The sequence below is a fragment of the Flavitalea sp. genome (genome assembly GCF_035489435.1).
In the GTDB taxonomy this organism is placed as follows: domain Bacteria; phylum Bacteroidota; class Bacteroidia; order Chitinophagales; family Chitinophagaceae; genus DATHKG01.
The window spans coordinates 65,897-92,571 of sequence record NZ_DATHKG010000132.1; the positions used below are offsets into that span (position 1 = coordinate 65,897).

Here is a 26,675-nt window from a genome sequence, read left to right on the forward strand (position 1 = left end):
CATCATGAGAATATTGGCAATCCTTTTAATATTTGCTTGTTCCGGTTGTGTGGCTCAACCCAGCCCTATTCAGAAAATAGCTGAACAGGTGTCAGGAGAAAATATCAAAAGCAATCTTTATTACCTGGCGAGCGACAAGCTGGAAGGCAGACTGATGGCAAGCCGTGGTGACACGCTCGCATCCAATCATGTTGCCGATTGGTTCAGGAAACAAGGGCTGAATGCACCATACGAGAATGGCAAATCATATTTCCAGGCTATTGAAGCAACCAGGTTTACAGAAATAAATACCATATCCTTTAATGGCATCACTTACATAGAACCTGATGGATTGACCTTATATGCCGGTGAATCTTTCAGGGCGGATTCGATTCCTGTTTTACTTGCAGACTTTGCAAATTATGATGACTGGCGAATCAACATTCCGTCCATGCCATTGAATGGAGCCGCCGTAATCATCAATTCCAATTTGTTTTCCGTAGCAGGAGAACTTGACAACCTGGAAGAAGTATTGAAGCTTAAAGGTGTTAAACTGATCATCTGGAGCGGACCTGATGCAGTTAATTCCGTTAAGAGAAAAAAAGAGAATTATTTTCTTCCGAATTATGTTTTGCCCGAAGTGTTTAGTGCAAGATCCCCTCTGCCCGAATTAAGTATAGTTCCTGAATTGCTCCAAAAGCTACTTACCACAGAACAGGTAACAATCAATAAAGACGGCACCTATTCAAAACCAGGCACCAGGCCATATTATCTACTCTCTCAAAAGATATCAATACTGCATAACAAACAAATGGAAAAGGTGAAAGCACCTAATGTGATCGGTTTGATAAAAGGTACTGACCCGGATGCAAATTGTATAATTTTTTCAGCACACCATGATCATGATGGGAGAAATGGTGATTCTATCTATTATGGTGCGGTGGATAATGCAAGCGGCACCGCAGCTATTATGGAGGTTGCAGCGTTGATGAACCTTGCTGCAAAACAGGGTTTCAGGCCAAAGCGAAACATCGTTTTTGCATCCTTTACCGGTGAAGAAAGAGGTTTACTTGGTTCATTCTATTTTGTTGCCAATCCGTTGTTTCCGATCAGCAAAACGCATGCAGTATTGAATATTGACATGCTTGGCCGGATAGACACACTACATGCCGACGGACGTAATCCTGATACTAACTATGCTTATATTCTTGTAAAGGACAAGCTGAATCGCGGCTTGCGTAAATCGCTGATCCAGGCTAATGAGTCCGTCAAATTGACGTTGGATACCCATTATGAGCTACCACAATATGAACAGCGTCGTATCTACGGCAGTGATCAGTACCCGTTTTATGAAAAAGGTGTGCCTTTTATCAGGATTGACTGTGGATTTGCAAAAGAATACCACAAACCCCAGGACACCCCGGATAAGATAAACTACGAACTCCTGGAAAAGCAGACAAAACTGGTATTTTTAACACTTTGGAACCTGGCAAATAATTAAATAACCAATCATGTAGTTAATAATTAATCATGTAGTTAACAACTATAACAACTAATCATATAGTTAAATAATCAGTTTGCGGCCTCTAATAAACCGGGCCCTTCCTGGGGGTAGAGCAGTGGTCATCAATAACCTCATTATCAACGGCCAACAGCTTTGGAGCTCAATGTCGATCGACCACGGCTGGTTTCCTTGCGAAATTTGATTATTTTTGCATTATGTTACTGAAGGAAAAGAAGCAGATCCGTGTCGCTATTTTAGATCTATATGAAGGCCAGCCTAACCAGGGCATGAGGTGCCTTAGGAACATCTTGAATTCCTATGCTTCGGCAAACCAATTGAACCTTCATTTCGATGAATTTGAGGTGAGGCTTGAACACCAGGTACCTGATCTTTCCTATGACATATATATTTCGACTGGTGGGCCAGGTAGCCCGTTGGACAGTGTTGGATCTACCTGGGAGAAAGAGTATTTTGAGTGGTTGTCAAGGGTCGAAGCCTGGAACGATAACCCGGATAAAACAGATAAAAAATACGTGTTTTTTATCTGTCACTCTTACCAGCTTGCATGCAGACACTGGAATATTGGAAATGTAAATAAACGCAGGTCTACTGCATTTGGTGTTTTCCCGATTCACCCGGTTGCCGAAGGCGAAACAGAACCCGTTTTCGAAGGCTTACCCGATCCGTTTTATTCAGTAGATAGCCGGGATTACCAGGTCACTCAACCCAATCTGGCCGTTCTGGAAGCAATGGGTGGACATGTACTCGCCATCGAAAAAGAAAGACCTCATGTACCACTTGAAAGAGCGATAATGGCGGTGAGGTTCAATGACTATATGATTGGAACACAGTTTCATCCCGAAGCTGATGCCATTGGTATGAGTATGTACCTTCAGAGGGAAGATAAAAAGTCGACCATTATTGCAGAACATGGTGAAGAAAAATGGAAGAGCATGATTGAACACCTGGAGGATCCGGACAAGATTCTTTCCACTTATTCATTGTTACTTCCTAATTTCCTGGACCAGGCAACCGAACAAAAAAGAGAACCCGCTTTGTAAATTAATATCAGATTCAAATCTCAGGCTGAAGATTAGATTCTAACTTCTTATATAAATTGATAGAGTATATAAAACTTTTTATTGATCCTGCTCAATAACTCAAAAGATCCCGGCTACCTAAGGTAACCGGGATCTTTTTTAGTTTGATGACTTGTTGATATCGGCTATGCTTTGAAGTAAAATAACTAAATTAAGGCCCAAGAACATCATAGCTATGGTACCGACACTCCGAAAGGCGTTTAATGAAAGTTTTACTGAAGAGCAGTATCAAAAATTCCTGGGGGCACTTAACGAACCCTATCCCGGGGCTATTGAATTCAGGATTGCCGAAACACCGGTATTTGTTCCGGCAGGTTTCACCAGGAAAATGATCGAAGCCTGCGAGCATATAGTAGATGTTATTAATGACCCGCGTTTTAAAGAACTTACGGAAAGAAGTATTCCTGCAAGCGAAAGGGTGCCAGCTGAAAACGATCATGCTCATATGATTGCCTTTGATTTCGGAGTTTGCATAAACGAAGAAGGTGAACTTGAGCCGCAGCTGATAGAAATGCAGGGCTTCCCTACCCTCTTCGGTTTCCAGGTTTTGTACCCGGAGTTACTCAGGGAATATTTTCCCGTTCCTTCCAATTACACTCATTACCTGGGCGGATATAATAAGGAATCCTATATAAATGCACTCAAAGAAGTTATACTCGGCAATCATAAGCCGGAAAATGTAATTCTGCTGGAAATAAAACCACACGAACAGAAAACCAGGATAGACTTTTACAGTACCGCAGATTACCTGGGAATAAAAATCGTTTGCTTAACAGATCTTATCCAGGAAGGAAAAAAACTTTATTACCTGGACAATGAGGTACGAATACCTATTGAGCGCATATACAACCGCGTTATATTCGACGATCTCAATGCTCAGCGCAAAAATCTTGGGAACTTTGTGGATATAACACAGGAACTGGAGGTTGAGTGGATCACGCATCCCAACTGGTTTTACCGGATCAGCAAGTTTACCCTTCCCCTCATCAGGCATCCATACGTGCCACCAACTTTTTATCTTAACGAGATAAAACAGCTGCCAGCTGATCTTGAAAATTATGTATTGAAGCCCCTGTTTTCATTTGCAGGTCAGGGTGTGGTTATTGATCTGACCAGCGATGATATAGAAAAGGTGAAGGATCCTGAAAACTGGATATTGCAGCGCAAGGTAAAATATGCAGATGTGATATCAACTCCTGATATACCCGCTAAAGTGGAAATCCGGATTATGTATTTATGGAAAGACAAAGCAAGCCGGCCTGAACCGGTAATAAATCTGGCGCGGATCAGCAAAGGAAAAATGATCGGTGTCCGGTATAATATGGATAAAACCTGGGTCGGAGGAAGTGTTTGTTATTTCGAACAACCTGTCTCCATATAGACTCTGTTCAGGATGATCTGATAAAGCAATTGATTCAATAAAAAATAAATACGAATTCCGGTTAATGCAGTTTATGACTCGCAGGAATTCAATACTTACTCAAGTTTATATATACCCAATTATGCAATATTTGAATGACATTTCCCCCCGTGAATTTTTACCTGGATTTTTAGGCCGCTTTGTTCATGGGGAATCAAGTACTCTATCTTTTGTAACCATCAAACAAGGAAGTCGCTTACCGACTCATCAGCATATGCATGAACAAATCACACATATTGTTGAAGGCGAACTGGAAATGATGATTGGTGGTGATCAATACCTGTTAACTGCCGGTTCAGTCCACGTGATCCCTGGTAATGTGCCACATTCGGCCCATGCGATTACTGATTGCAAGGTGCTTGACTTTTTTGCCCCTGCGCGTGATGACTACAGATAAGAGAATTATGAATTATGAGTTATGAGTTATGAAAGAAGTTATGAATGAAGGCCAAATCTATAGTTAACATTTACACCAGCACTACTTCTTCACTGGGCTGATGTCGATACCAGCGCAATAGACACCACGGGCTGGTGGAGAACTTAGCGCTACAGTCTGGCGGGCGCTGCAGGTGCGGTTCGAACACTAACTTTTGGAACCACGGGTAAACTCTCATTGCCATGTTCGTTGACAGACTGTACCGCAAAAAAATAATTGTCTTTTGTGTATGGGAGTTTTAAAGTTGTTTCTGCCGTAAAAAATTTCCTCTGCCAGACGGAACTCGAAGATTCCCGTACCAACACATAATAGCCGGAAGGTTTTCCGCTTAAGGGAGCGTTCCATTTGATAGTTGTGGCATTGCCTAATCCTCCCATAACATAAACAACCTCCTGAGGCATTGCCGGCGCTTTCGCAAGATTGGCAAGACTTACCAGGTTGGCACCTGTGTTTTTTCGAAGATATTCGAAATCCATAAATTCGATGAGGTCCCCATATTGAATGCCTTTTTCTGTTCTGAGATCCTGGTGCTGATGATAAAAATTTTCATTCATTTCAGTAACCCGGACCGCAGCAAAACCATTTTCAACGAACGGCGTATGATCGCCACCTCGACCGAATCGGTCATTGCGGTAAATCAGTTTTATCTCCATGTTGTCGATATACCTTTCACCGGTTTCTTTAAAATACCGGGCGAGCTGTCTCGCCTTACCGTCATTTTCCAGGCCCATAGAACGGATATTTTTGCTCACCGAATCCAATTCGTAAAAAGGCAGGCCTTCGCTGAATACTCTTAATTGCGTATTATTAATAATATTGGTTTCGTTACTGTTATTGCTACCTACAATATCATTGTTTAATACTGCCTCTATATTAAGGCCTAGTTTTTTTGACTTTTCCGCCATAAATCTCGCCCCAAGAAGTCCCTGTTCCTCACCGCTGACTGTCATAAAAATGATAGTAGCCGGAAAAGCTGTTTTACTCATGATCCTCGCACATTCAATAACTGCAGCGCATCCGCTTGCATCGTCGTTTGCTCCGGGTGCGACACTTGTTCTGTCCTCGATTTTTGTTACCCGGCTGTCCAGGTGACCGGTTATCAGGAAAATACGTTTGTCGTTTACATCTGTTCCTTTCAATGTAGCAACCACATTACCAAGATTGATGTCAACATCTACTCTTCTCTTATCGGCTTTATAGATAACACTATCTATTACAGCTGTCATCCGGCCGCCAGATTCTTTGGCAAACTGATTGAATTTGCCCAGCACCCACAACCTCGCTGCACCAATGCCTTTTTTAGCATCAGTCTGTGTACTGACTGTGTGCCTGGTACTGAAGGAAACCATCGAGCTAACATAAGATCTGAGAGAGTCTGCATTTAACTGTTCAACCATTTTCGCTATTGCCGGGTCGCGTTGTATAATGGATGTTGACTGTGAAAAAACTGTCATGTAAAAACAAATCGTGAAAGCAGTCAATAAAATATTCTTCATGTTTAAGATTTACATTAAGGCAAATAGGGTGTTAATTAATATTGTTTCTAAGTTTGAAAAGCTTTTGTTAGTTATCAAACTTATAACAAGGTGCAATAAAAACTATGCGTAATAAACTTACTTTTTATCAAAAGAACAGAATATATCTCATAAAAAAGTGATAGCATCAGGAATCATTACTCATATTTTAATAAATACATATCTGTATTAAAGGAGCTTCTAATCTGTATAGCAGGAGTTTCTAATCGCCGGTATTCTTCATTTTGGATAAGATTGAATAGGCATTTTTAACGATGATTGGTTTTTGCGAAAATGTATTTGCTGAATCAATTAACTGAACATGCCCATTTTGCCTTAAACCCGTTTGGACAGGCACCAGTTTAAAATCAGTTTTACTTTGTTCCTGAAAAACATATTCTTTATTACCGTATCGTACCACAGCTTCCTCGGGGACTGTCAATGCGTTTGTAACTGTCAAATGAATTTTTGCATTAAGAAACATGCCGGGCAGCAATGTCTTTGGCATTTGTTCAAAATGGCAATGTACAATACCGGTCCTGTTTTCACTCACGTTGCGGGTAACCAGGATAACTTCGCACAAATATTCTTTACCCGGTTCATCAACTAAAGAAACTTTTACCTGCTGACCTTTCTGAACCTTCGCAATATCTTTTTCGAAAACAACAAGAGCCGCATGCATATCCTCCGGATTGATCAGTTCAAACAGGACATCTGTCGGATTTACAAACTTGCCTATGTTAACGTTTACACCGGAAACAAATCCATTGATAGGGGAATAGATAGGTACGGTGCTTGATATGTTTGATTCGTTTAAGGATGAGGGATTTACATGTATCATCTTTAACTTTTGTGCAAGTCCGCTCACTAATACTTTCTGGCTGGCATATTCCGATTCCACCTGCTGGAAAGTTTTAGCGGAATTGACATTGTTCTCCTGCAACGTTTTCTGCCTTTCATAATCCTGTTTCAGGTAATTCTGTCTTGCCACAGCCATCAGGTAATCCTGCTGGATTTGAACCAGACTCTGGTCCTCCATTAACCCAATCACCTCCCCCTTTGACACGCGCATCCCCGGTAATAACTGGGTATTCTTAAGATATCCCCCGAATGGAAAACTTATTGAAACGATGTTCTGTGGCGGCACATCAATCGATCCGTTAACCGACAACTCAGTACTCAGTTTTTGGGATAAAGGTACAGCCGTCACAATACCACCATTGGTGATCTGCTGAGACGTTAAGGTTACTATTTCGGGACTAGTTGTATCTTCTTCTGTCGGCTCCTGCTTGTCCACTGGTTCAGTACAGGCAAAAAGTCCGAATATTAAAAACGATAAAATGATTCTGTAAGGCATATTACTATATTTCAAATGAGCTTATTAATGTATTGATTGGTTATACTGATTTGTACTACTGATTGGTTCTACTGTTTTGTTGTATTGTTTCGTTGTGTTGTTTCGTTGTATTGTTATTTTGTATTGTTGTGTTGTATTGTTGTGTTATATGTTTTCTTGTATGTTTTGTTGTAATGATATGTTGTATTGGCTTGATCTTCACAGAAGCTTATTTCGCCATTAGGTATTGAATTTCTATAACTGAATTATTGAAAGCCCTCACAGCATCAAGATACCCAATTCTGAGGTTGACAGCATTGTTCATTAGCACTGTCCATTCAACATAGCCAATGTCTCCATTGCGAAAACTCAAACTGGCATTTTTCATAATCTGCTCTGCCTGTTTCAGACCGGTAGTCTCATAATAACTCAGCCTTCTCAACAGTTTTTGCTGATCATGCGTGGCTGCCGTTAGTTGGTTTTGTAACTGCATTGAACCCGCAGCCAACTCAAGCTTCATCGCCTCCTCTTTTGATTGCATGGCTTTTATCCTTGATTTCGCGGATTTTGCAAACAACGGCAATCCAACACTTAGCTGGTAAAAACTAAAACGGTCGGCACCGCTATAAAAAGATTGATTAATCCCGTCTTTGGTCTGGTAACCACGAATCGATAGATTGTTATAACCAACTGTAAAATCCGGCACCAGGCGGTTTCTCTCCACGGCTGTCTGCGCATTCGTCACCTGAAGCTGCCTTTCGTAAAAACCCAACAAGGGATTCCCAGTTATATTTATGCTGTCTGAGATAAGTATTGCCTGCATTTTTAACTGCTCATAGGCAGGCATTACATCGGCAGTGGTGTTAAGCAAAGTTTTGAGTTGCGCCTGGTATATATGCAAATCCTCTTCAAGTTCCTCAGCCTGTAAGGCAAGTTGTTCAACCAATGATAAAGCGGTAGTTGTTTCCAGCACATTTGTTTCACCGGCTTTTAACCTGATGTCCGCTGCATTGGCAAAGCCCTTATATACTGAATCAAGTTCAGCCAGCAGCTGCTGCCTCTCAAGTAATACTGTCATTTCATAATAATACATTTTTACCTGCCGCACCAGGTCATTTTCCTTAACAGCCACAGACTGTTCCTGCAATCCGGTTTCTGCTCTGAAAAGGGATTTTTGGCGTTTATATATCACCGGTAGGCCAATGTTTTGCGAAACAAACAGGCGGGTATCATTGAAAGTACTGTTGATATTTCCATACTCACCACCAACTACCGTTTTTGGCGGATCGAAAGATGATCCTTCCAGTTGCCTGGAATAATCGACGTTTTTGCGGGCGGCACTGATTGAAAGATTGTTATTTCGCGCCATGGCAATCATAGCGTCTAAAGACATTCGAATACCTGCAGAATCAGTTTGCAACATACCTTGACGATGTTTAACCTGACTAGTCGGTTTCCCGGTAACACCTGGCTGCTGTGCGCTTAATGCTGCGGGTAGCAGCAAACCCATAATACAGGTAATTGTCAAGACCGGCTTTAACCCTTTTCTGCTGCTGTTTTCAAGCCAGGCATACAAAACGGGCAAGACAACAAGCGTTAGAATAGTGGCCGTAATCAGACCACCGATAACTACTGTGGCCAGCGGGCGTTGTACCTCAGCACCTGAACCCTGGCTCAATGCCATTGGCAGAAAACCAAGTGATGCTACGGAGGCGGTCATTAATACCGGTCGCAACCGAAGTTTAGTTCCTTCCATGATGATGTTTTTAATATCAGTCATACCTTCTTTCTTAAGCCTGTTAAATTCAGTGATCAATACGATACCATTTAACACTGCTACTCCAAATAAGGCAATAAAACCAATGCCTGCGGATATACTGAAAGGCATCCCGCGGATGATCAACGCAAAAATGCCACCAATGGCTGACAAGGGAATAGCTGTAAAAATCAGGATACCATATTTCATTGAACCGAATGCGAAATACAGCATCATAAGAATTAATAATAGTGCAGCGGGCACAGCGATGAATAATCGGTCCTTTGCTTTGCTGAGATTTTCAAACTGACCACCATATTTTATTGAATAACCCGCAGGCAGCTTGATTTGACTTTCAATCCTGGATTCCAGCTCCTGGACAACAGACTGCACATCACGGCCACGTACATTAAAAGCAGCGATGATTCGTCTTCTCGCATCTTCACGTTGTATCTGGTTGGGGCCGTCTTTGATTTGTATATCCGCCAGCTGTGCTAGCGGCACCTGCAACCCACCAGGTGTGTTGATTAGTAATTGTTGAATATCAGAAATGTCCTGGCGCGAACTTTCTTTCATGCGCACTACCAGATCGTACCTTCTTTCATTTTCATAAATAGTCCCAGCCACTTCACCTGCAAAAGCACTACGCAGTACCTGGTTCACATCAGCAATATTCAATTGGTACAATGCAATTGCCTCACGGTGATATTTGATAACTATTTGTGGCAGTCCGGTTACTGATTCAAGATAGAGATCAGTAGCACCATCCACCGACTGTATGACCTTGCCAATTTTAGATGCATAGGCAGTTAATGTATCCAGATTTTCACCAAACAACTTACAAACCACATCCTGCCTTGCCCCGGAAAGTAGCTCATTAAAGCGCATCTGCACCGGGTACTGGAAGCCTGCTGAAAGACCAGGTATCTCATCAAGTGTTTTACTCATTTTTGTAGCGAGCTCATCAAAGCTTTCTGCAGAAACCCATTCATTCTTAGGCTTAAGTGAAATAATGATATCCGTCATTTCAATCGGCATCGGATCAGTTGGGATTTCGCTGGCGCCAATACGTGTTACAATTTTTTCAACCTCGGGATACTTGTTTTGTAAGAGTCTTACAGCCTGCTGGGTGACTTCAATTGTTTTTGTTAATGATGATCCGGGTAATAATCTTGCATCAATTGCAAAATCACCTTCTTCCAGTTCAGGTATAAATTCACCACCCAGCCTGGAAAGTCCGAGGATAGCAGCTGAAAACAATAACAAAGTTGATAACAAAACAATGGCAGGCTTGCGCAATGATTGTCTTAACAAAGGTCCATAAAATTTTTGCAGCCAATTCATCACCTTGTCGGCCCGGCTATTTTTATGACTTAACTTCTTACTAAGAAAAAGGGAAGAAATCATGGGCACATAAGTCAGTGAAAGGATAAAAGCACCAACCAGAGCAAATGAAACAGTCTGAGCCATCGGACTGAACATTTTACCTTCAATGCCAACAAGCGTAAGAATCGGAAGATAAACGATCAATATAATGACCTGTCCAAATACAGCCGGGCTCATCATTCGTGAAGCAGCGCCTGTAACCTCTTCATCCATTTCGGCCTGGCCAATGCGGTTTTTTCTTAAAACATGGGATAAACGATGAACAAGTGCCTCTACAATAATTACCGCACCGTCAACAATCAATCCGAAATCAAGCGCCCCGAGGCTCATCAGGTTGCCCGACACACCAAACATGTTCATCATGATCACTGCAAATAACATGGACAGCGGAATTACACTTGCCACTATCAATCCGGCTCTGAAATTTCCGAGAAAAAATACCAGGACAAAAACAACTATAAGTGCTCCTTCAATAAGATTTTTTGAGACTGTACCAATAGCGTTATCAACCATTTTTGTTCTTTCCAGGAAGGTTTCCACAATAACACCTTCAGGCAGGGTTTTACGAATCTCATCCATTTTTTTACGAAGGTCTTTGACTACCGCTGAAGCATTGGCGCCTTTCAACATCAGCACCACGGCACCCGAAACTTCACCCTGGTCCCTATAAGTCATAGCACCGTATCTAACAGCATTGCCTATGCGCACATCAGCAACATCTTTTATAAATACAGGTGTGCCACCAGAATTTTGTTTTACAAAAATATTTCCGATTTCAGCTGTATTTGCAGCAAGACCTTCCGTTCGGATAAAAAGTGTATTGGGTCCCTTTTCGATATAGGAAGCTCCGGAGTTTTCATTATTTTTTTGCAAAGCATTGAACACATCAGTTACTGTTATGCCCAGGCTTTTTAATTTTGAAGGCTGCACCCCTACTTCGTATTGTTTGAGGATACCACCAAAACTGCTGACATCTGCCACACCGGGTGTGCCAAGCAACTGGCGCCTGATGATCCAGTCCTGTATCGATCTCAGTTCAGCGAGATCATATTTACCTTCATAGCCTTTCGCCGGGCGTACTACATATTGATATATTTCACCAAGACCGGTGGTGACGGGTGCAAGTTCGGGGGAGCCCGCATGCGCCGGGATCTGCTCACGCACCTGGATCAACCTTTCCGATACCTGTTGCCTCGCCCAATAAACATCTACTTCATCTGTGAATACCAGGGTAATGACCGATAATCCAAAACGCGAAACAGATCGCATTTCTGTAAGTCCCGGAATACTTGCATTCACCTGTTCAATGGGAAAGGTGATCAATTGCTCAACTTCGGATGCGGCAAGTGACGGAGAAACAGTAATAACCTGCACCTGGTTACTGGTGATATCAGGCAGCGCATCTATAGGTAAACGTGAGACATGGTAAGCTCCTGCCACCACTAATACGAGCGTGAACAACCCGATGATCAGTTTGTTCTTAACAGAAAACTGAATTATTTTTTGCAACAACAAATTCAAGAGAATTATGAGTTATGAATTATGAATTATGAAAGGAGTTATGAAAGGTTATACGAAATGAATTACCCGACTTTGGGTGATTTTTCATTTTTTCATGGTTACCCCGGTCATGCCAACATGGTGGGCATACGTTGAGATATCCGTCATGTATGGAAACTTTACATGCTCGTTTCAGAATTCATATTAATGGAAACTGTCTTGTAGTTTGATTCTCCGGGGGATCAAAGATTATAGGATTGCATGCCTTGCATCCAGACTACCGACATAAGATAATTGATAGCTAATTTGATTTTCCGCCAGCTGATTTATTATTTAATTTGACTGATGAACATCTATGTAGTTGATTTACATAAATACAAATGATTAACACTAATAGAATTAATGAATACCATAGAACTATCAACATCATAACACATTCAACAACATAGTACTTTCAACATCATAGTACTATCAAAATCATAGAACTATCAAAGTCATAGAACTATTAGGCATCAGATAACGAATCAAAATCAAAAGAACTATTAAAATTCATGGCTTGTCTGTAGCAAGGACGGGCAAAGCTATCCCAGGCAGTTAGTGTTGCATTGAGTTTACCAATGCATACATCCTGGTGTTATTCGCCTGTATCCGGATTTGCAATTAAGCCCTTGGAGGTTGGAAAATATCGTGAAGAGAAGAGATGGGATTATCGCTATCGTCAAACAATTTGAACTCCTTTTTATAAGTTCCGACAGACTCGGGTAATTCGATGCCGACAGGTGGGGCAAAGATTACAGTAGTGTTGATTTCAAAATTTGCAGTTCTGAAAGGCAATTGGTTATCTCTTTTGTAATCTTCATCCATCACAAACTTGCCCTGGTAATGTTCTTTTATAAAACCCCAAACGGTGGTTTGCTGATCGATTTGTTTGTGTTCATGAAAATGCGCAATAAATACAGGTATTTTCAGCAGTTGTGGAAGCTCTGAAAATGATAACATGTAAAGAGATAAGAATATTGCTGCGATTGCCCTTTTCAAGCGGCTAAGATAGGGCAACGGGAGTGACTAAACAAGACTGTATTTTGAATTTTAATAGCGCTTTAAACTACTTCTGATCAATAACGGTCACTATAGAAACCACAAACTATAGGGACCATCTTAAACCCAGGAAGCCTCTCATTCCCTGGTTGGGTGCATATACATAGTTGGGATCGAAGGTGAGCGCGTATGGATTTTCTGCTGTAACCCGGGGCTGGCCGTCTGCATTGAATTCAACTTTTTTATCAAAGGGATCATGTGCGCGCGCTATGAGCAAGGCATTTTTTTTAGCGGGAGTCCAGTTGAGTAAGTTTTTGATACCACCATAAACTTCAAAATTATTACCGAACCTTTTGGTCACCTGTATATTTTGTAAACTCCAGAGCGGGGAATAAGCAGGTCTCGGATCCAGGGCAGACAACAAGGGTAATTTCATCGATCCGTAAATATTACCAGTATAATCGATCGACAACTTTGATTTTCTGAAGCTGTAACTCAAAGCCCAGGTGCCGGTAAATCTTTCTGTGAGCAATTGTCTTTCAGTAATTTTTTTGCCATCCGGCATTTTGTTAATTGTTGATACATCCATAAATGTAACACCGATATTTCCACGCAGTGAATTTGTAAAGCCCATCTCAGTATTTAAACTGATCCCTTTTGACACTGCATATCCGCTAAGATTATCATAAATGATCTGGTTACTGTTTGTTGTATAGTCAGGTAAAATCCTGTTTGTAAAGTGAGTGTACCAGGCTGAGAAGTCGAGGTTTAGCCACCAGGACGTTGTATAGATTTTTTTGATGTAGTTAAAATTTACATTATAGCTCCGCTCAGGTTTTAATGAACTTTTTGTAACCACATCACGGGCGCCCGTAAGAGCTGCATGATCTTCCGTAAACAGGTTCACCACCCGGAAACCGGTACCTGCATTTATCCTTATAATATCGTTTGGTGTTAACGATAACTTGTAGGCGGCACGAGGGGTAAAAATGTTACCATGCCTTTTGTCATAATCATAGCGTAAACCCAGCAACAACGATTGCTGACCGTTTAATTTTATTTCATCCTGTAAAAAAATACCAGGAAGAAAAATATTGTCTGAACGGTTTTTACCGGTCGTAGTGTCGAAGGTGGCTGTGGTGTTGTCGTCGTAGTAAGTATATCGTGTAACAAGTCCAACCAATGCTTCGTGACTAACTCCAATCTGTTTGTTCCAGGTTAACTGACCGAAAACAATGCGTTGATCGGCATCAAAGATCGTTTTGCCATAGGCGGAACGCTGACGATGATCATTCACTGAATAAGCAAATACAATTTTTTCTTTTAGAGGCAACTGGTAGTTACCAATTAACTCAGCCCGGGAAGTTTCTACGTTTTCACCATACACACTATCCCCGCCGCGATACGATTTGTTCCAGTTCATTTCACCACCCCATCGATCCTCATTGATATAACGGATTGCCAGGTTTGCGACGCGGTTCTCTTTTCTTTCCCAGCTGAATTTGTTAAACAGTGAAATCCTGTTTTGCAGTGTGATATCAGTGAAATTGTCATTGTTCCTGTCAACCCGGTTATTGAAATTGAAATAGTTCATTCCAAACAGGCCTTTCGACTTCCTCCCCGATTTATACCTCAAACCAAGATCTGCATTTAATTCACCCCAGGTGGTTCCGGAAACATCAGCAGACAGTCTCGGTGCTTTTGAAGGAATTTTGGTGATGACATTGATCAGACCGCCGATAGCTTCGGATCCGTAAAGGGATGAAGCCGGACCTTTTACAATTTCTATCCTTTCGACCAGGGAGTTTGGAATACCTGATAATCCATAAACAGAGGCTAGCGAACTCATGATCGGCATTCCATCTATCAGCACCATAGTATATGGTCCTTCCAGGCCATTCATATGGATATCACCTGTGTTACACACGTTGCAGTTCAGTTGTGGCCTTACGCCATTTACCATTTGTAAGGCATCGAAAATTGTGGGAGTAGGATTCTTAAGAAAAAACTTAGGAGTATATACTTCTACAGGCACCGGGCTCGCAGTTTTTTGTACTGTTCGCATGGTACCTGTAACCACCACCTCGCTCATAGAAGACAGTGAAGGAAGCAAAAAGATATCGTTCTTCTCTGATTTGTAAATGTATAGTGATGATTTTTCGTATCCCGTTGCTGTTACAACTACTAATAATGAATCGAGAGAAGATTTAATCCGGAACCTTCCGTTTTTATCTGCCATAACAGTTTTGGTGGAATCGCCAGTCATAACGGTTGCACCAGGTATCGTTTCAAAGTTTTTTTTATCCATGATCGTGGCAGTCACTATATGCTCCTGCGCGCTCAATTTTGTGAGCAGGAAAAATGCCAGGAAAAATGTTGTCAGCCTCATCATATTTTTAGCCTGTTTAAAATAATATTTAGACATGTCTAAAATTATATTTAGCCAAATATATACATTTTTTTTACATAAGCAAAAAAATCACTCCGTTCGAAGGCGGTAGTCCGGTACGGCACTGATTTCCTTCCCACTAAGTGTGGGACCGGCGCCGTTTGACAGTCCCGCACCTGCGGAATTGGCTACTATCGGCTTGTTATGACTTGATTGGGCTTTTTATGAGCTGTTTATGCTCCGGTTGCCTACACGTCCTGATCAGCTTTGGGAACACGGACCAGGGAAATAGGTGCCTTGACCGACCTACCGCTGGTGACCGACTCACACGAAATCGACAAGAAGTTATAATCCAGAAGATGCTTGCAGATCAGGCGATTGATACCCAGTTCTTCACTATTTATTGATCTGGCTTTTCCTTCCCTTTTCGTTTTAAGACATTCAGAAAAACGGTTTCAAAGGCGATGTTGAAACTGTTAGGGGACATCCTGAGCATGTTAGTGTTTAACTGGAAACGATATCCCAGGTTCAGCTTGTAGGTGCTGTTAAAAATAAGTTGAATGGCAGGCGCAAGGTCAACATAATATTTTTTCCTGTCAAGGGCCTGCTGGCCAAGTAGTTCAACATAAATATTCAGATTGGTTTGATTGTAACTGGTGTATTCAACTGGCAATACCAGCAAGCCGGCAGACAGTGAATAATTAAATGCCTGGTAAGGATGATCTTCAGGATGATGTTTTGGTTTTTCTTTCGTGACCTGAATAAAGCTTACAGTAGAAGATACGGCAAGTTTGTTCCATAACTGGGTAGCAATCAGACCAGCCTGTACTCCACTCTGATCTCCTTCGAGTGAAATTTCATCAAACATCAATTCGTTCCGGCTATGTGAAGCCTCACCAAAGGCTGCCATCCTGAAATGTTTATGGACCTGGTCATTTGAAAGAAACCGGTATTTTGCATAGACCCTACCCGATTCAAAGCGCATCTGATCAGTATACATATCAGAAAAGGTAGTGGCCCCATGTATCATCCAGTTCTTGTTGAGTCCAAACATGACTTCAGCCGTATGCCTTTGCTCTATACGGGTTTCATGCATGATTGTTTTTACAAACTTGCCTGAATATTTAGCGCTCAATGACTTTGCAGGCATATTGGACGCCGGTTCAGTAAACACATATAATTCCTGGCCCCTGGCTTCTTCTGGCAATATGGCTATAGCAAAGAGGAGAATAGGAAAAAACAAAAATATTTTGAACTGAGATTTTATTCCGGATAATGACAGATCCGATCTATATGATGTTGAGCTAATATCATCTAATAACAAGTTCAGTTTAGGTGTTGATGACATAATCTCATAAACTGATGTGTTAGATCTATATAATATTGCTTTCAATTTATATGAAACTGATTTCATTTCAGATGTTTTTTGAGGTATGATCTTAGTTGTCTAACTGAAGGATTAACGGCAACAATTTTCCCTTCCTTGTTCAACAAAAAAGAAGTAGGGATATACCTGATTTGCCAGGCTGCAGTACCTTCTTCATTGGGGTTACCTTTATCATTCACCTGTACCCAGTTGATTTTATCAGCATTTATGGCATGTTTCCAGGCCATTGTTGACTCATCCAGGCTTACGCCATAGATTTCGAAGTCCCTGGACTGGTATTCATCATATATTTTCACCAGGGCTGGGTTCGATTTACGACAAGGTCCGCACCAGGAAGCCCAGAAATCTATCAGGACTACCTTTCCAAGCAGATTTGACAACCTACGCACGGAACCGGCGGTATCCGGCAAAGCAATCTCCGGGACAATTGTTCCAACCCGGGAATTCTTCGGTTGCGCATTAACGTTAATACTTGCCGATGCAGTCATTACCATTAAGAAAAGTAAAGCAGTCTTACGGAACTGTTTTATAAAAGGCCTGACAGGGTCATAGCATATCATATAAGATCCAATCAGATGGTAACATGATAAATCCGGGTTCCTGCCTGTATCCCTGAACCGGTACAACAGCTTTCAGCTTTACCGGTGTGAACACAGGCCATGCTTGTTGCTGCCGCATATTTTTTATACTCTTTCGCACTGAGAAAATCTTTGTCAACTATGACAACAGACTTTTCACCATTCAAAGTAGAAGCGGAAACCTTCAGGAAGTGAAATGTTTTATCCCCCAGTTTAATATGCGAATCATTTTTGACCGTTACATTTTTGAATTCTGCATTAACTGCAAGCCTTGCAATCGAAAATCCGGCACCTTCAACAGCCTTTTTCATAGCGTCGAAGTTAACAGCTGCACCGGGCCTGAAGCTGATATCAAAAGAGGATGTTTTTATATTGGGTTTTACCGACTCAATAAATGGAAGTTTATCGAGTGCAATATTGATGGCTTTTGTGCACATTGCGCAGGTCAAACCTGCAGCTGTAAGGCTGGCAGATTTAAATTGTGCAGATGCTGAGAATGAAATAAAAATTGCTACAATTATGATAATATTTTTCATACAATGATTTTTTAAAATTGATCAGGACCGGCTAGACTTTTAATAAATATCCTCGCGTTATCGGTTTCATTGGATTAATAAAACATAGCCAATAATCGAGTCAGACCGAAACAGAATAGAAAATTAATAAAGCCGGGATGTTGAATCAGGTAAAACGCAACGGACTGTTACAACTAGTAACTAACTGTTACAACCAGGGATGGATTGTTAAAAAGTGATGTATTGACAAAAGTAAAAGGCATCTCTTTAAAACAACCGGGCTGAAGATCAAATCCTAAAAACGCAGTTTTTTATATAAATTGGAAGATGTGAACCTGGTGGTGGACCTTTCGCAGGTTGATCGATGATAGACTTACTGTGGTATACGAAGGAACTCTGAAAATCAGGTGATATTGCTAGTTCAGCTACAGGTACCTGGAAAGCCCAACTCAGTTGAGATGACTGGTGTGAATCCTGGATCTTAAGAAATGTTGTCTCATCTTCACAACATCCTTTTTTGGATTCCATTCCACATTTACCGCAACGCCCTTTTTCAGATTTACCATATTCAACAGAAGCAATTTCGCCCATGCAATAATGGATATTCATTTCAACCCCACTAGCAACGGCCAGGTACAAAACAGCTAATATGGCGACAAACGCTTTTTTCACAACAATGCAAAGATAACAAATTCCCCCGGCATATATAATCGGCTATTGCGACAGCGATCCAGAAGCTGTTTTCAACGCCGGCAACAAATGCCGGCAGCAAATCCGGCAACAAATCATGCAGCAAATCCGGCAGCAAATCCGGCAGCAAATGCCAGCAACTAATGCCAGCAACTAATGCCCGTCAGCAAATACCCAAACCGTTTGAATTTCCCAATCTCATGAAAGTACAAGTTATTAGAATGAGGATGTCACCCGATCATTCATCCCTCATAATTTCATCACTGGTTTCATAACTCATAACTCATAATTCATATCTCTCTTTAAGTTAGTTGATAAAACTCCAATGTATCCCTAAACGAATCTGGAGACCCGGGGTTGGATAATCAGGAATCAGGATATTGTTATTATGAAACCCTCCGGTGGACAAACTAAAAGAATTGAGATTTTCTACATGCAGATAGGCCATAAAGCTTCGGATCCTGAAATGGAGATAGGCCGTGATCTCCGGCATACGCATGGCCACCGTGTTTGTATCCTGGTAGGTGAATTGTCCCATCATCGGAGAATATCCATTTGACTTGTATGGAGTGAAATACCTGAATTCAAGTCCAAAACTGGTAGAAAGGTTTTTGAAGCCCAGGTTTCCATCATATCCGACCTGGTTGCGGGTGAGAATAAGAGGCAGGTTAACAGGTCCATTACCAGCTCTTTGTTGCAGCACTATCCAGGTTCGCAGGTTCCATTTTCCGGCGATTTTTATTTGTTTCTGTGCAGTAATAGCTAAAACGTTGAACAAAGTGGATGCCTGGGCCGGTTCATAATAACTCTTATAATAAGTATAGTTACTCACCAGGTAATAACTACCGGTTAACTTCAGCTTTGATCGTGGTTCTTCCAGGGAAGCAAAAATATTTGTCGTGTTCTCCTTGTTAAAAGACTGTGTTTGTACGTATGGCAGATAAAAGCTGCTGATGGGGTCGAAGTTAAAAGAAGGAGTTCGGTTTACATTTTGAAAACCCACTGCAAAATAGCCGATCTTCCTTGAAACAAATCTCTTTAGACTGACATAAGCACTGTAATCGCCTGCGTTAAGACCGCGCAGATAGAAATTTCCATTGCCCTCAAGATCCCATTTTTGGTTCCGCGTTTTATTCCGGTATTCACCATGAATAAAGAAATTGTAATATTTCTCTTTCACAAGGCCGGTGTCGAAATCCCCGCTAAGATTTTGAAGGGAAGCGCCCACCTTAATGAATTGCTGGGAATTTTTGGCATCAGGAAAAGAATAAATGGAAAAGTCATTTATCATTTCTTTCCAAAAGTCTCTTAGAAAAATGCGGGATGTGTCACGTATGAGGTCCGGGTATTTGTAATAGTTCTCATAATATGCTTTGTCAGTACTGTCAATAAGTTTGTCTTCATACCGGTATTTGTAAGTATTATAAGTGATGGTATGTTCAAGCCTTAAACGGGGATAGAATAAGGGAATAACGCTGGTATCAGTAACAATAGAATCTTTCTGACCGATATCATACTGTTGCCGCATCATATAGGTAGCATTCGTAAAACGGGAAGCTACATTCAAAACCGGGTTGAAGGGGTTGGAATTACCAATATTATCTCCACCAAGTTTTGTAGGTATGGTCAGTCTTTGGGTGTAGCCGACACTGTCAAGATAATTGCCATCTGTTCTTATACCACCATTTTCACCTGACTGCAGTTTATTCCCGACCACGACCACAAAGTTCTGATATCGTTTATTACGGGATTGATACCAGGATCCTAACCGGTAGTTATTATGATTCGTTGCCTGGTTCTGAAAAAAGCCTGGAGCACTTGTCAGCCGGTACTGAAAACTAACACTCCAGTTGGGCGTTATATTTCGCGTGTGTAACAGGTGGATCATTTGTTCCTGCTGGCTTCCCAGCAGATAACCGAGTTCGGAATATGGGTTAGTCGAATTGTAAAACCTGATATCGGTTGGCTTAAAATTGTAAATATCGAAGGAATGAAAACCGTGATCCCATCCTGATTGCATTTTGGGAGAGTAAATCATTGATTCGGCGGCATTTCCGAGGTTACCAAGGGTTTTAAACTGCCAGGGAACGGGAAAAAAGCGTGTAAAATCTGTAATTACCGTATCAAATTTCTGTGAGCGGCTGGAATCAAGGTAGCGGAATGTGATAGTGATAGAGTCATCAACCCGTTTTAGTAAACTGTCTCCGGCTCCGCCAGAACCGCCACCGAAGCGACTACCCATTCCCTGTAGTCGGTTCATTGCCCCACTCTGTGCATTGAGCTGCCCGGTAATTAAAAATACCAGCAATACAAAAAATAAAAATTTGAGATTCCTTTTCAACACTTATCAGTAAGATTTGTAGCTGTTCATTTTTATTGAGAACGTATTCCTTTTTATTGCGAACGTATTCCTGAAGTTGGTTATTGAAACCAATTTGTTGGAACCGATTCGTTGAAATGGCTTATCTAAACCGTCTTCATTAACAATTCATTGAACCTTTCCCTATCAGATCTTTTCAATTAAACGTTGAAAAATCAGGGTCAGCTTGGGTTCTGCTTCGTTAGCTGCCCGCAAAACCTCTTCATGGGTAATCACATTATCTTCCTCGCGTATACCAATATCCGTAATAACGCTCATTGCAAATACTTTCATACCCATATGAACCGCTGCGATTACTTCCTGAACCGTGCTCATTCCTACCGCATCACCACCCAGGATACGGATCATCTGGTATTCTGCACGGGTTTCAAATGTCGGGCCTGTTACTCCAAAGTAAACCCCTGAACGAAGTGGAATATCAAGATCATCACTGATTTTTTCCGCTTTTTTTATCAATTGTTTATTGTATGGCTCGCTCATGTCCGGAAACCTTGGTCCCAATGCTTCAAAATTTTTGCCCAATAACGGGTTCGCGGTGGCAAGACTGATATGATCAGTGATAACCATCAGGTCCCCAACCCGGAAAGATGGGTCAACGCCTCCTGCAGCATTTGATATTAATAAAGTTTCAACTCCCAGGGATTTCATCACCCGTATTGGGAAAACCACATCCTGCCCACTGTACCCTTCATAATAATGGAAACGACCAGCCATGGCAATGATTGTTTTGCCACCCAGCTCTCCAAAAATCAGCTTCCCATGATGGCCCTCTACCGTCGAAACCGGAAAATTCGGGATATCATTATAGTCGATTTCCATTTCAACCTTTATACCCTCAGCAAAATTACCGAGACCGCTACCCAGTACAACCCCTACAAGTGGTTTGCCACGATAAACGGAATTTATATATGAGGTGGTCTCCTGGAGTTGCTCAATTACACCGGCCATAAACAGAAGTCTGATTTAATAATGCGTTTAAAAGAAACGGCTGCAAAGTAATTGAATCTTGAACATTTAAGATTGAATATTGGATTTTTAGATCATGAATCCTTCATATTTAACTGCAAAACAACAATTTGCCACCTGTCTCTATCAATTGAAAATCATCAATTGACAATACTTTCCTATTTTCGTCAAAATTTTTTTTCATGAACCTTCACGAATATCAATCAAAGGAGTTATTAAAAAAATATAACGTCCCGATCCAGGAAGGCATTCCGGTAGAAAGTGCCGGCGCCGCAGAGGAAGCTTATAAGAACCTTAAAGTACAGTACGGTAATGCGTTTGCTGTAGTTAAGGCCCAGATCCATGCCGGCGGACGTGGAAAAGGTAAGATTGTGGGAACTGATCAGCGGGGAGTTGCAGTAGGCAAAAGCTCAGAAGATGTGAAGCAGATAGCTTCGAGGTTACTTGGGGGTACGCTGGTGACCATCCAGACCGGGGAAGCCGGTAAGGTGGTTAACAAAGTACTGGTTGCACAGGATGTTTATTATCCTGGTGCTAACCCGGTTAAGGAATTTTATTTATCCATTCTTCTTGATCGCACAAAGGGTCAGAATGTTGTTATGTATAGTACAGAAGGCGGGATGGATATTGAAGAAGTTGCCCACAACACACCGGAAAAAATATTTAAAGAATGGGTTCATGCAAGCGGCGGGCTGCTCGGTTTCCAGGCAAGGAAGATCGCCTTCAACCTTGGCCTGAAAGGTGAAGCTTTCAAAAACTGTGTAAGGTTTGTTACAAATCTTTACAACGCCTATGTTGGCCTCGATTGCAGCATGCTTGAGATCAATCCTTTATTTAAAACAGCTGATGAAAAGATAATCGCGGTTGATTGTAAAATGAACCTGGATGATAATGCATTGATGCGGCACCCGGACCTGGAAGCAATGCGTGATATCAGTGAAGAAGATCCTACAGAAGTAGAAGCCGGAAAGTACAACCTGAACTTTGTAAAACTGGACGGTAATGTAGGCTGTATGGTTAATGGTGCAGGTCTGGCCATGGCTACAATGGATATGATTAAGCTGAGTGGTGGTGAACCTGCCAACTTCCTGGATGTAGGTGGTACAGCAAATGCGCAGACAGTTGAAGCAGGATTCAGGATTATCCTGAAGGATCCTAAAGTAAAAGCGATACTCATTAATATATTCGGTGGTATCGTACGTTGCGATCGTGTGGCACAAGGAGTAATTGATGCTTACAAATCAATTGGGAATATCGAAGTTCCGATCATTGTACGTTTGCAGGGAACAAATGCCGCTGAAGCTAAAAAGCTGATCGAAGAAAGTGGATTGAAAGTGCAGTCAGCAATAGAATTGAGTGAAGCAGCTGCTTTGGTTGCTAAGGCGCTATCGCTATCATAGATAAATCATCGCTATAAAAAATCCCCCCAGTTTGTATTGGGGGGATTTTTATTGCCGTGAAGTTTATGAGTCTGGTAATTTACGAAACTCAGAAGTAGTGACACAAGCATTTAAAGGGTATGATTGCAATTCTAAGTCAGGGTCGGGTCATTTGCACAGGGTGTAGTACTTGAATGGATAATGGATCAAAACGGGCCATTGTTATTCTCGGCTAACAATTACTCGCCTGTTATTCTTATAACTGGTCGCAAAAATAAGGGTACAACCCTATACATAATTCACGTAAAATTACGAAGTAAATACACCAGCAGCCTGGCCGGGACCTTCGGTCGGCATTATACACGCTTCAAAATCCATTTCACTGATACGATAACTTTGTCTCCCCCACATCATCTACCTTCCACTAACATGATAACCGCGGTACCAGTCCAGGACATTACCTGGCAGGTATCCGGGCTGCAAAAACTGTACTGTGGATTTCTACAATATTTTGAGGTGGCAAAATATTTGCATCCCGTTTTTCGTTATTGCTTTCCCCGAACCCTTTTAAAACCTTTAGATCAGATTTTATGAAACACGCTACTAAAATATTTTATGGAATGATCGTCGTCTCTTACGTCATTCTTTATACCATCATGGCCTTCTTAAGTTAAGGAACCATCATCAGTTTTGATGCAGAGAAATTATCTTTGCGTAAAACACGATTTGAAAGATATTAATATCAGGCCCATACAGGCTGCAGATAATTCACATCTCGCTAAGATCATCAGAGATACTTTAACTGAATTTAAAGCAAACCATCCTGGTACGGTTTATTATGACTCCAGTACGGATCATTTGTATGAATTATTCCAGGAACCCGGCAGCATTTATTATGTGGCTGAAATAGATGGTACCATTGCAGGTGGCGTGGGTATCTTTCCTACTCCCGGCCTGCCAGAAGGCACCTGCGAACTCGTAAAAATGTACCTTGTTCCCCCGGCCAGGGGAATCGGTCTTGGAAAATCACTTATTGAAAAGGCACTTGCTTTTGCTACCAATTCCAGCTTCCGTCATGTTTATATCGAAACCATGCCGGAACTGAGCCAGGCAATGAAGGTGTATGAAAAATTTGGTTTTAATTATCTTGATAAACAGCTTGGCAACAGCGGCCATTTCGGTTGTGCAATCTGGATGCTCAAATCGCTGTAATGTACTGACTCAATAATTTTCCTTTTTCAATAATGCTCCTGCATAACCTTGTTGAACAACTATCCTTGTTCAACAATTGTCTTGTTGAATTACCATTCTTATTCAATAGCTTTTTATGGTACGAACTTCCCTGCCCAGTAAATGAACCTGGAATCCAAAACGGAATACAAATCCACCTTCAGAATCCTGGTTTTCATACTTGCTGCGGTTATACCCTGCGAGCGCTTCCAGTGCTACATTTTCATTAATAAAATACGCAGCACCGCCAAGAATATATATACTGGTTACCGTATTTGTGCTTTCAGTACCATTTTCATTTGTGTTTACTGATTCGAATGTCACCGTTGAATGAACCAATGGCTTGAATGAAGAATTATTAAGATTGAAATAATACCTGGCAAAGGGACCAACGCCAATTGACCTGCTTTTTTCAGCTCCGAATTTTGAATAACTCAGTTTAAACTCGGAACCAGCCGCAAAACTTTTTGCAAAAAAATATCCCGCAATCGGCTGAATAGTGACTTCATTATTTGATTTCGCTGTATTCACCCGGATATTACCCCCTATCATCCAGTCGCCTTTGTTGGTTTGAGCAAATACAAAAACAACAGTCATGACTAATGAAAGACTAAGTAAAACTTTCTTCATATGATCAGTTTTGTGGAAGGTTATGATGCAATCTCCGTTACTTCGTAGACGGGACTAAACAAATACAATTTACCGGTTTTGATTTCAACACATTGATATCTTTTTCTCAACTTTTTTCCTTTCCGGAATATCCGTCCCTCCCCGGTGTCAAAAAGTTTACCTTCCGGTACCTGCTCTACCAGCAACTGCCCATCCTTCCGGTCATCATAGTTCCTTAATACCCGCATCAGCGGTTCATCAGCACAACTACTGGCAGGTAAGTCATGCAGGGAGCTGGCAAGCGCCTGCCTGATATCAGGCGGAAAAACAGGCAACTGCATAAAATCAATCAACATTTCACCATATACCCTTTTCCATTCCTTGCCATGGGCCTGGATCCTGTTTCCAAATCTCAAAAAGGTAACAAGGTGCGCGAGTTCATGGATAAGGGTAATGAGAAAAGCATATTTGTTCATGTTACCGTTGACACTTATGCGATGTGTTTTAGTCATCGTTGCATGACGATAATCTCCCAGCACAGTTTTTCGCTCGCGCGTAATCGTTAGGTGCACCTTATAGTGCACCAGGTAATCCAAAGTTTTCTGTGCAGATTCTGCGGGTATAAAACGACGCAGATAATCGAGCGGGGCTTCTTTTTTAGGCATTCTTTTTTTCCTTGCTGAGTTTCAGAACCACCGTCAGTTCAACAAACGTATATACAAAATACAAAAACATACAAGCGAAGATTGCTCCCTTGCTTACGTTTTTTTTGTAGGTCACGATGTAAATGAAAGCACTGACCATACATATAATCATCTTCGCAAACATCGCTGAATAAATCATACGCATAAAAAATGGCGCGTGATTATTGGTAAGCGACTTTCGGTAGAACATAAATGAGACAAGCGTGGCGATAAATAGAATGATATTACCTACGAGCAGCACATTAGCATCGATACTCCATCCTGTTAATGGCTGGGGAAGAAACAGGCAGATTATAGAAACGATTACAAAAATTACAAAGACCGGCATCAGGGGTCTGATCATAGAATTGGTATTCATGGATGCAAAGATATTGCAAGCATTCGCTAAATAATCTCCAGGGTCGTCGGGTTGTTAAAAAATTTGTATCAGCACTATTATGCAACAGTTTTTGGTCGCTTCTTCGCACCGTTGGGAGCAGGATTGTGCCTTTTTGCGGCTGTGTCCCGTGGTTAATACCTTTGTTCATGTCCCGCACGTGCGGGATTGTCTCCGATCGGCTTTTTTGCCCTGATCAGCTTCAGTAACTCCGACCACGGTACGACATGCTGGTTTGCTTTCTTTGTTTACCAGCATTATTATGCAAGAGTTTTTGGCCGCTTCTTCGCACCGTTGGGAGCGGGATTGTGCCTTTTTGCGGCTGTGTCCCGTGGTTAATACCTTTGCTCATGCTGGGAGTGGTTGTTGTCTCCGATCGGCTTTTTTGCCCTGATCAGCTTTGTTAGGGTTTCTTCAAGTGCTGGTGCTTGTTCTCCCCTGATCGGCTTCAGTAACTCCGAACACGGTACGAAGGCCGCGCAAAGGCACAATCCCGCTCCCAA

General features: G+C 41.6%; 20 protein-coding genes. 6 read left to right on the top strand and 14 right to left on the bottom strand.

Annotated features, from left to right (window positions below):
• The first annotated feature begins 4 nt into the window (after positions 1 to 4).
• From VK664_RS20920 to VK664_RS20935, 4 genes are all read left to right on the top strand, one after another.
• A complete protein-coding gene (locus tag VK664_RS20920) occupies positions 5 to 1,480 on the top strand; it encodes a M28 family metallopeptidase (protein ID WP_461400647.1) in 1,476 nt (491 codons plus the stop codon).
• A 218-nt stretch (positions 1,481 to 1,698) separates the two neighbouring features.
• Entirely contained in the window at positions 1,699 to 2,544 is an 846-nt protein-coding gene (locus VK664_RS20925; RefSeq protein WP_461400648.1) for a type 1 glutamine amidotransferase, read from the top strand.
• A gap of 214 nt (positions 2,545 to 2,758) precedes the next feature.
• Complete coding sequence (locus VK664_RS20930) at positions 2,759 to 3,964, top strand: hypothetical protein (protein ID WP_461400649.1); 1,206 nt, start codon at positions 2,759 to 2,761, stop codon at positions 3,962 to 3,964.
• 121 nt (positions 3,965 to 4,085) lie between these two features.
• Positions 4,086 to 4,400, top strand: a complete 315-nt coding sequence (locus tag VK664_RS20935; RefSeq protein ID WP_461400650.1) for a cupin domain-containing protein — start codon at positions 4,086 to 4,088, stop codon at positions 4,398 to 4,400.
• Positions 4,401 to 4,549: 149 nt separating this feature from the next.
• Here the strand turns inward: VK664_RS20935 and VK664_RS20940 are convergent, their stop codons facing one another.
• The 11 genes from VK664_RS20940 to VK664_RS20990 form a co-directional block, all read right to left on the bottom strand.
• The gene (locus VK664_RS20940; RefSeq protein ID WP_461400651.1) at positions 4,550 to 5,935 is read right to left on the bottom strand and encodes a M20/M25/M40 family metallo-hydrolase; all 1,386 of its coding nucleotides are present in this window, start codon (positions 5,933 to 5,935) and stop codon (positions 4,550 to 4,552) included.
• Between the two features lie 241 nt (positions 5,936 to 6,176).
• Positions 6,177 to 7,310 (bottom strand): efflux RND transporter periplasmic adaptor subunit, encoded by a 1,134-nt coding sequence (locus VK664_RS20945; protein ID WP_461400652.1) that lies wholly within the window; start codon positions 7,308 to 7,310, stop codon positions 6,177 to 6,179.
• Between the two features lie 208 nt (positions 7,311 to 7,518).
• Positions 7,519 to 11,940: a CusA/CzcA family heavy metal efflux RND transporter gene (locus VK664_RS20950; RefSeq protein WP_461400653.1), complete on the bottom strand. Its 4,422-nt coding sequence runs from the start codon at positions 11,938 to 11,940 to the stop codon at positions 7,519 to 7,521.
• Between the two features lie 651 nt (positions 11,941 to 12,591).
• Complete coding sequence (locus tag VK664_RS20955) at positions 12,592 to 12,930, bottom strand: hypothetical protein (RefSeq protein ID WP_461400654.1); 339 nt, start codon at positions 12,928 to 12,930, stop codon at positions 12,592 to 12,594.
• 145 nt (positions 12,931 to 13,075) lie between these two features.
• Positions 13,076 to 15,394, bottom strand: a complete 2,319-nt coding sequence (locus tag VK664_RS20960; RefSeq protein WP_461400655.1) for a TonB-dependent receptor — start codon at positions 15,392 to 15,394, stop codon at positions 13,076 to 13,078.
• Positions 15,395 to 15,758: 364 nt separating this feature from the next.
• Positions 15,759 to 16,601, bottom strand: a complete 843-nt coding sequence (locus tag VK664_RS20965; RefSeq protein ID WP_461400656.1) for a hypothetical protein — start codon at positions 16,599 to 16,601, stop codon at positions 15,759 to 15,761.
• Between the two features lie 167 nt (positions 16,602 to 16,768).
• Entirely contained in the window at positions 16,769 to 17,239 is a 471-nt protein-coding gene (locus VK664_RS20970) for a TlpA family protein disulfide reductase (RefSeq protein ID WP_461400657.1), read from the bottom strand.
• A gap of 77 nt (positions 17,240 to 17,316) precedes the next feature.
• Positions 17,317 to 17,859, bottom strand: coding sequence for a heavy-metal-associated domain-containing protein (locus tag VK664_RS20975; protein WP_461400658.1), 543 nt, complete (start codon positions 17,857 to 17,859; stop codon positions 17,317 to 17,319).
• 267 nt (positions 17,860 to 18,126) lie between these two features.
• A complete protein-coding gene (locus VK664_RS20980; RefSeq protein ID WP_461400659.1) occupies positions 18,127 to 18,510 on the bottom strand; it encodes an HYC_CC_PP family protein in 384 nt (127 codons plus the stop codon).
• A 325-nt stretch (positions 18,511 to 18,835) separates the two neighbouring features.
• Complete coding sequence (locus tag VK664_RS20985) at positions 18,836 to 20,869, bottom strand: putative porin (protein ID WP_461400660.1); 2,034 nt, start codon at positions 20,867 to 20,869, stop codon at positions 18,836 to 18,838.
• A 165-nt stretch (positions 20,870 to 21,034) separates the two neighbouring features.
• On the bottom strand, positions 21,035 to 21,856 hold the full coding sequence (locus VK664_RS20990) for a purine-nucleoside phosphorylase (RefSeq protein WP_461400661.1): 822 nt from the start codon (positions 21,854 to 21,856) through the stop codon (positions 21,035 to 21,037).
• A gap of 200 nt (positions 21,857 to 22,056) precedes the next feature.
• Between VK664_RS20990 and sucC the strand changes: the two genes are divergently transcribed.
• A complete protein-coding gene (sucC, locus tag VK664_RS20995; RefSeq protein ID WP_461400662.1) occupies positions 22,057 to 23,274 on the top strand; it encodes an ADP-forming succinate--CoA ligase subunit beta in 1,218 nt (405 codons plus the stop codon).
• A 672-nt stretch (positions 23,275 to 23,946) separates the two neighbouring features.
• Positions 23,947 to 24,465: a GNAT family N-acetyltransferase gene (locus tag VK664_RS21000; protein ID WP_461400663.1), complete on the top strand. Its 519-nt coding sequence runs from the start codon at positions 23,947 to 23,949 to the stop codon at positions 24,463 to 24,465.
• A 102-nt stretch (positions 24,466 to 24,567) separates the two neighbouring features.
• On the opposite strand, the gene VK664_RS21005 is transcribed toward VK664_RS21000, so the two are convergent.
• From VK664_RS21005 to VK664_RS21015, 3 genes are read right to left on the bottom strand one after another with little or no spacing between them, the layout of a single operon-like run.
• On the bottom strand, positions 24,568 to 25,113 hold the full coding sequence (locus tag VK664_RS21005; protein WP_461400664.1) for an outer membrane beta-barrel protein: 546 nt from the start codon (positions 25,111 to 25,113) through the stop codon (positions 24,568 to 24,570).
• Between the two features lie 20 nt (positions 25,114 to 25,133).
• Complete coding sequence (locus tag VK664_RS21010) at positions 25,134 to 25,757, bottom strand: SprT-like domain-containing protein (RefSeq protein WP_461400665.1); 624 nt, start codon at positions 25,755 to 25,757, stop codon at positions 25,134 to 25,136.
• Positions 25,750 to 26,139: a hypothetical protein gene (locus VK664_RS21015; RefSeq protein WP_461400666.1), complete on the bottom strand. Its 390-nt coding sequence runs from the start codon at positions 26,137 to 26,139 to the stop codon at positions 25,750 to 25,752. Before VK664_RS21015 ends, VK664_RS21010 begins: the two co-directional genes overlap by 8 nt.
• Positions 26,140 to 26,675 lie beyond the last annotated feature (536 nt).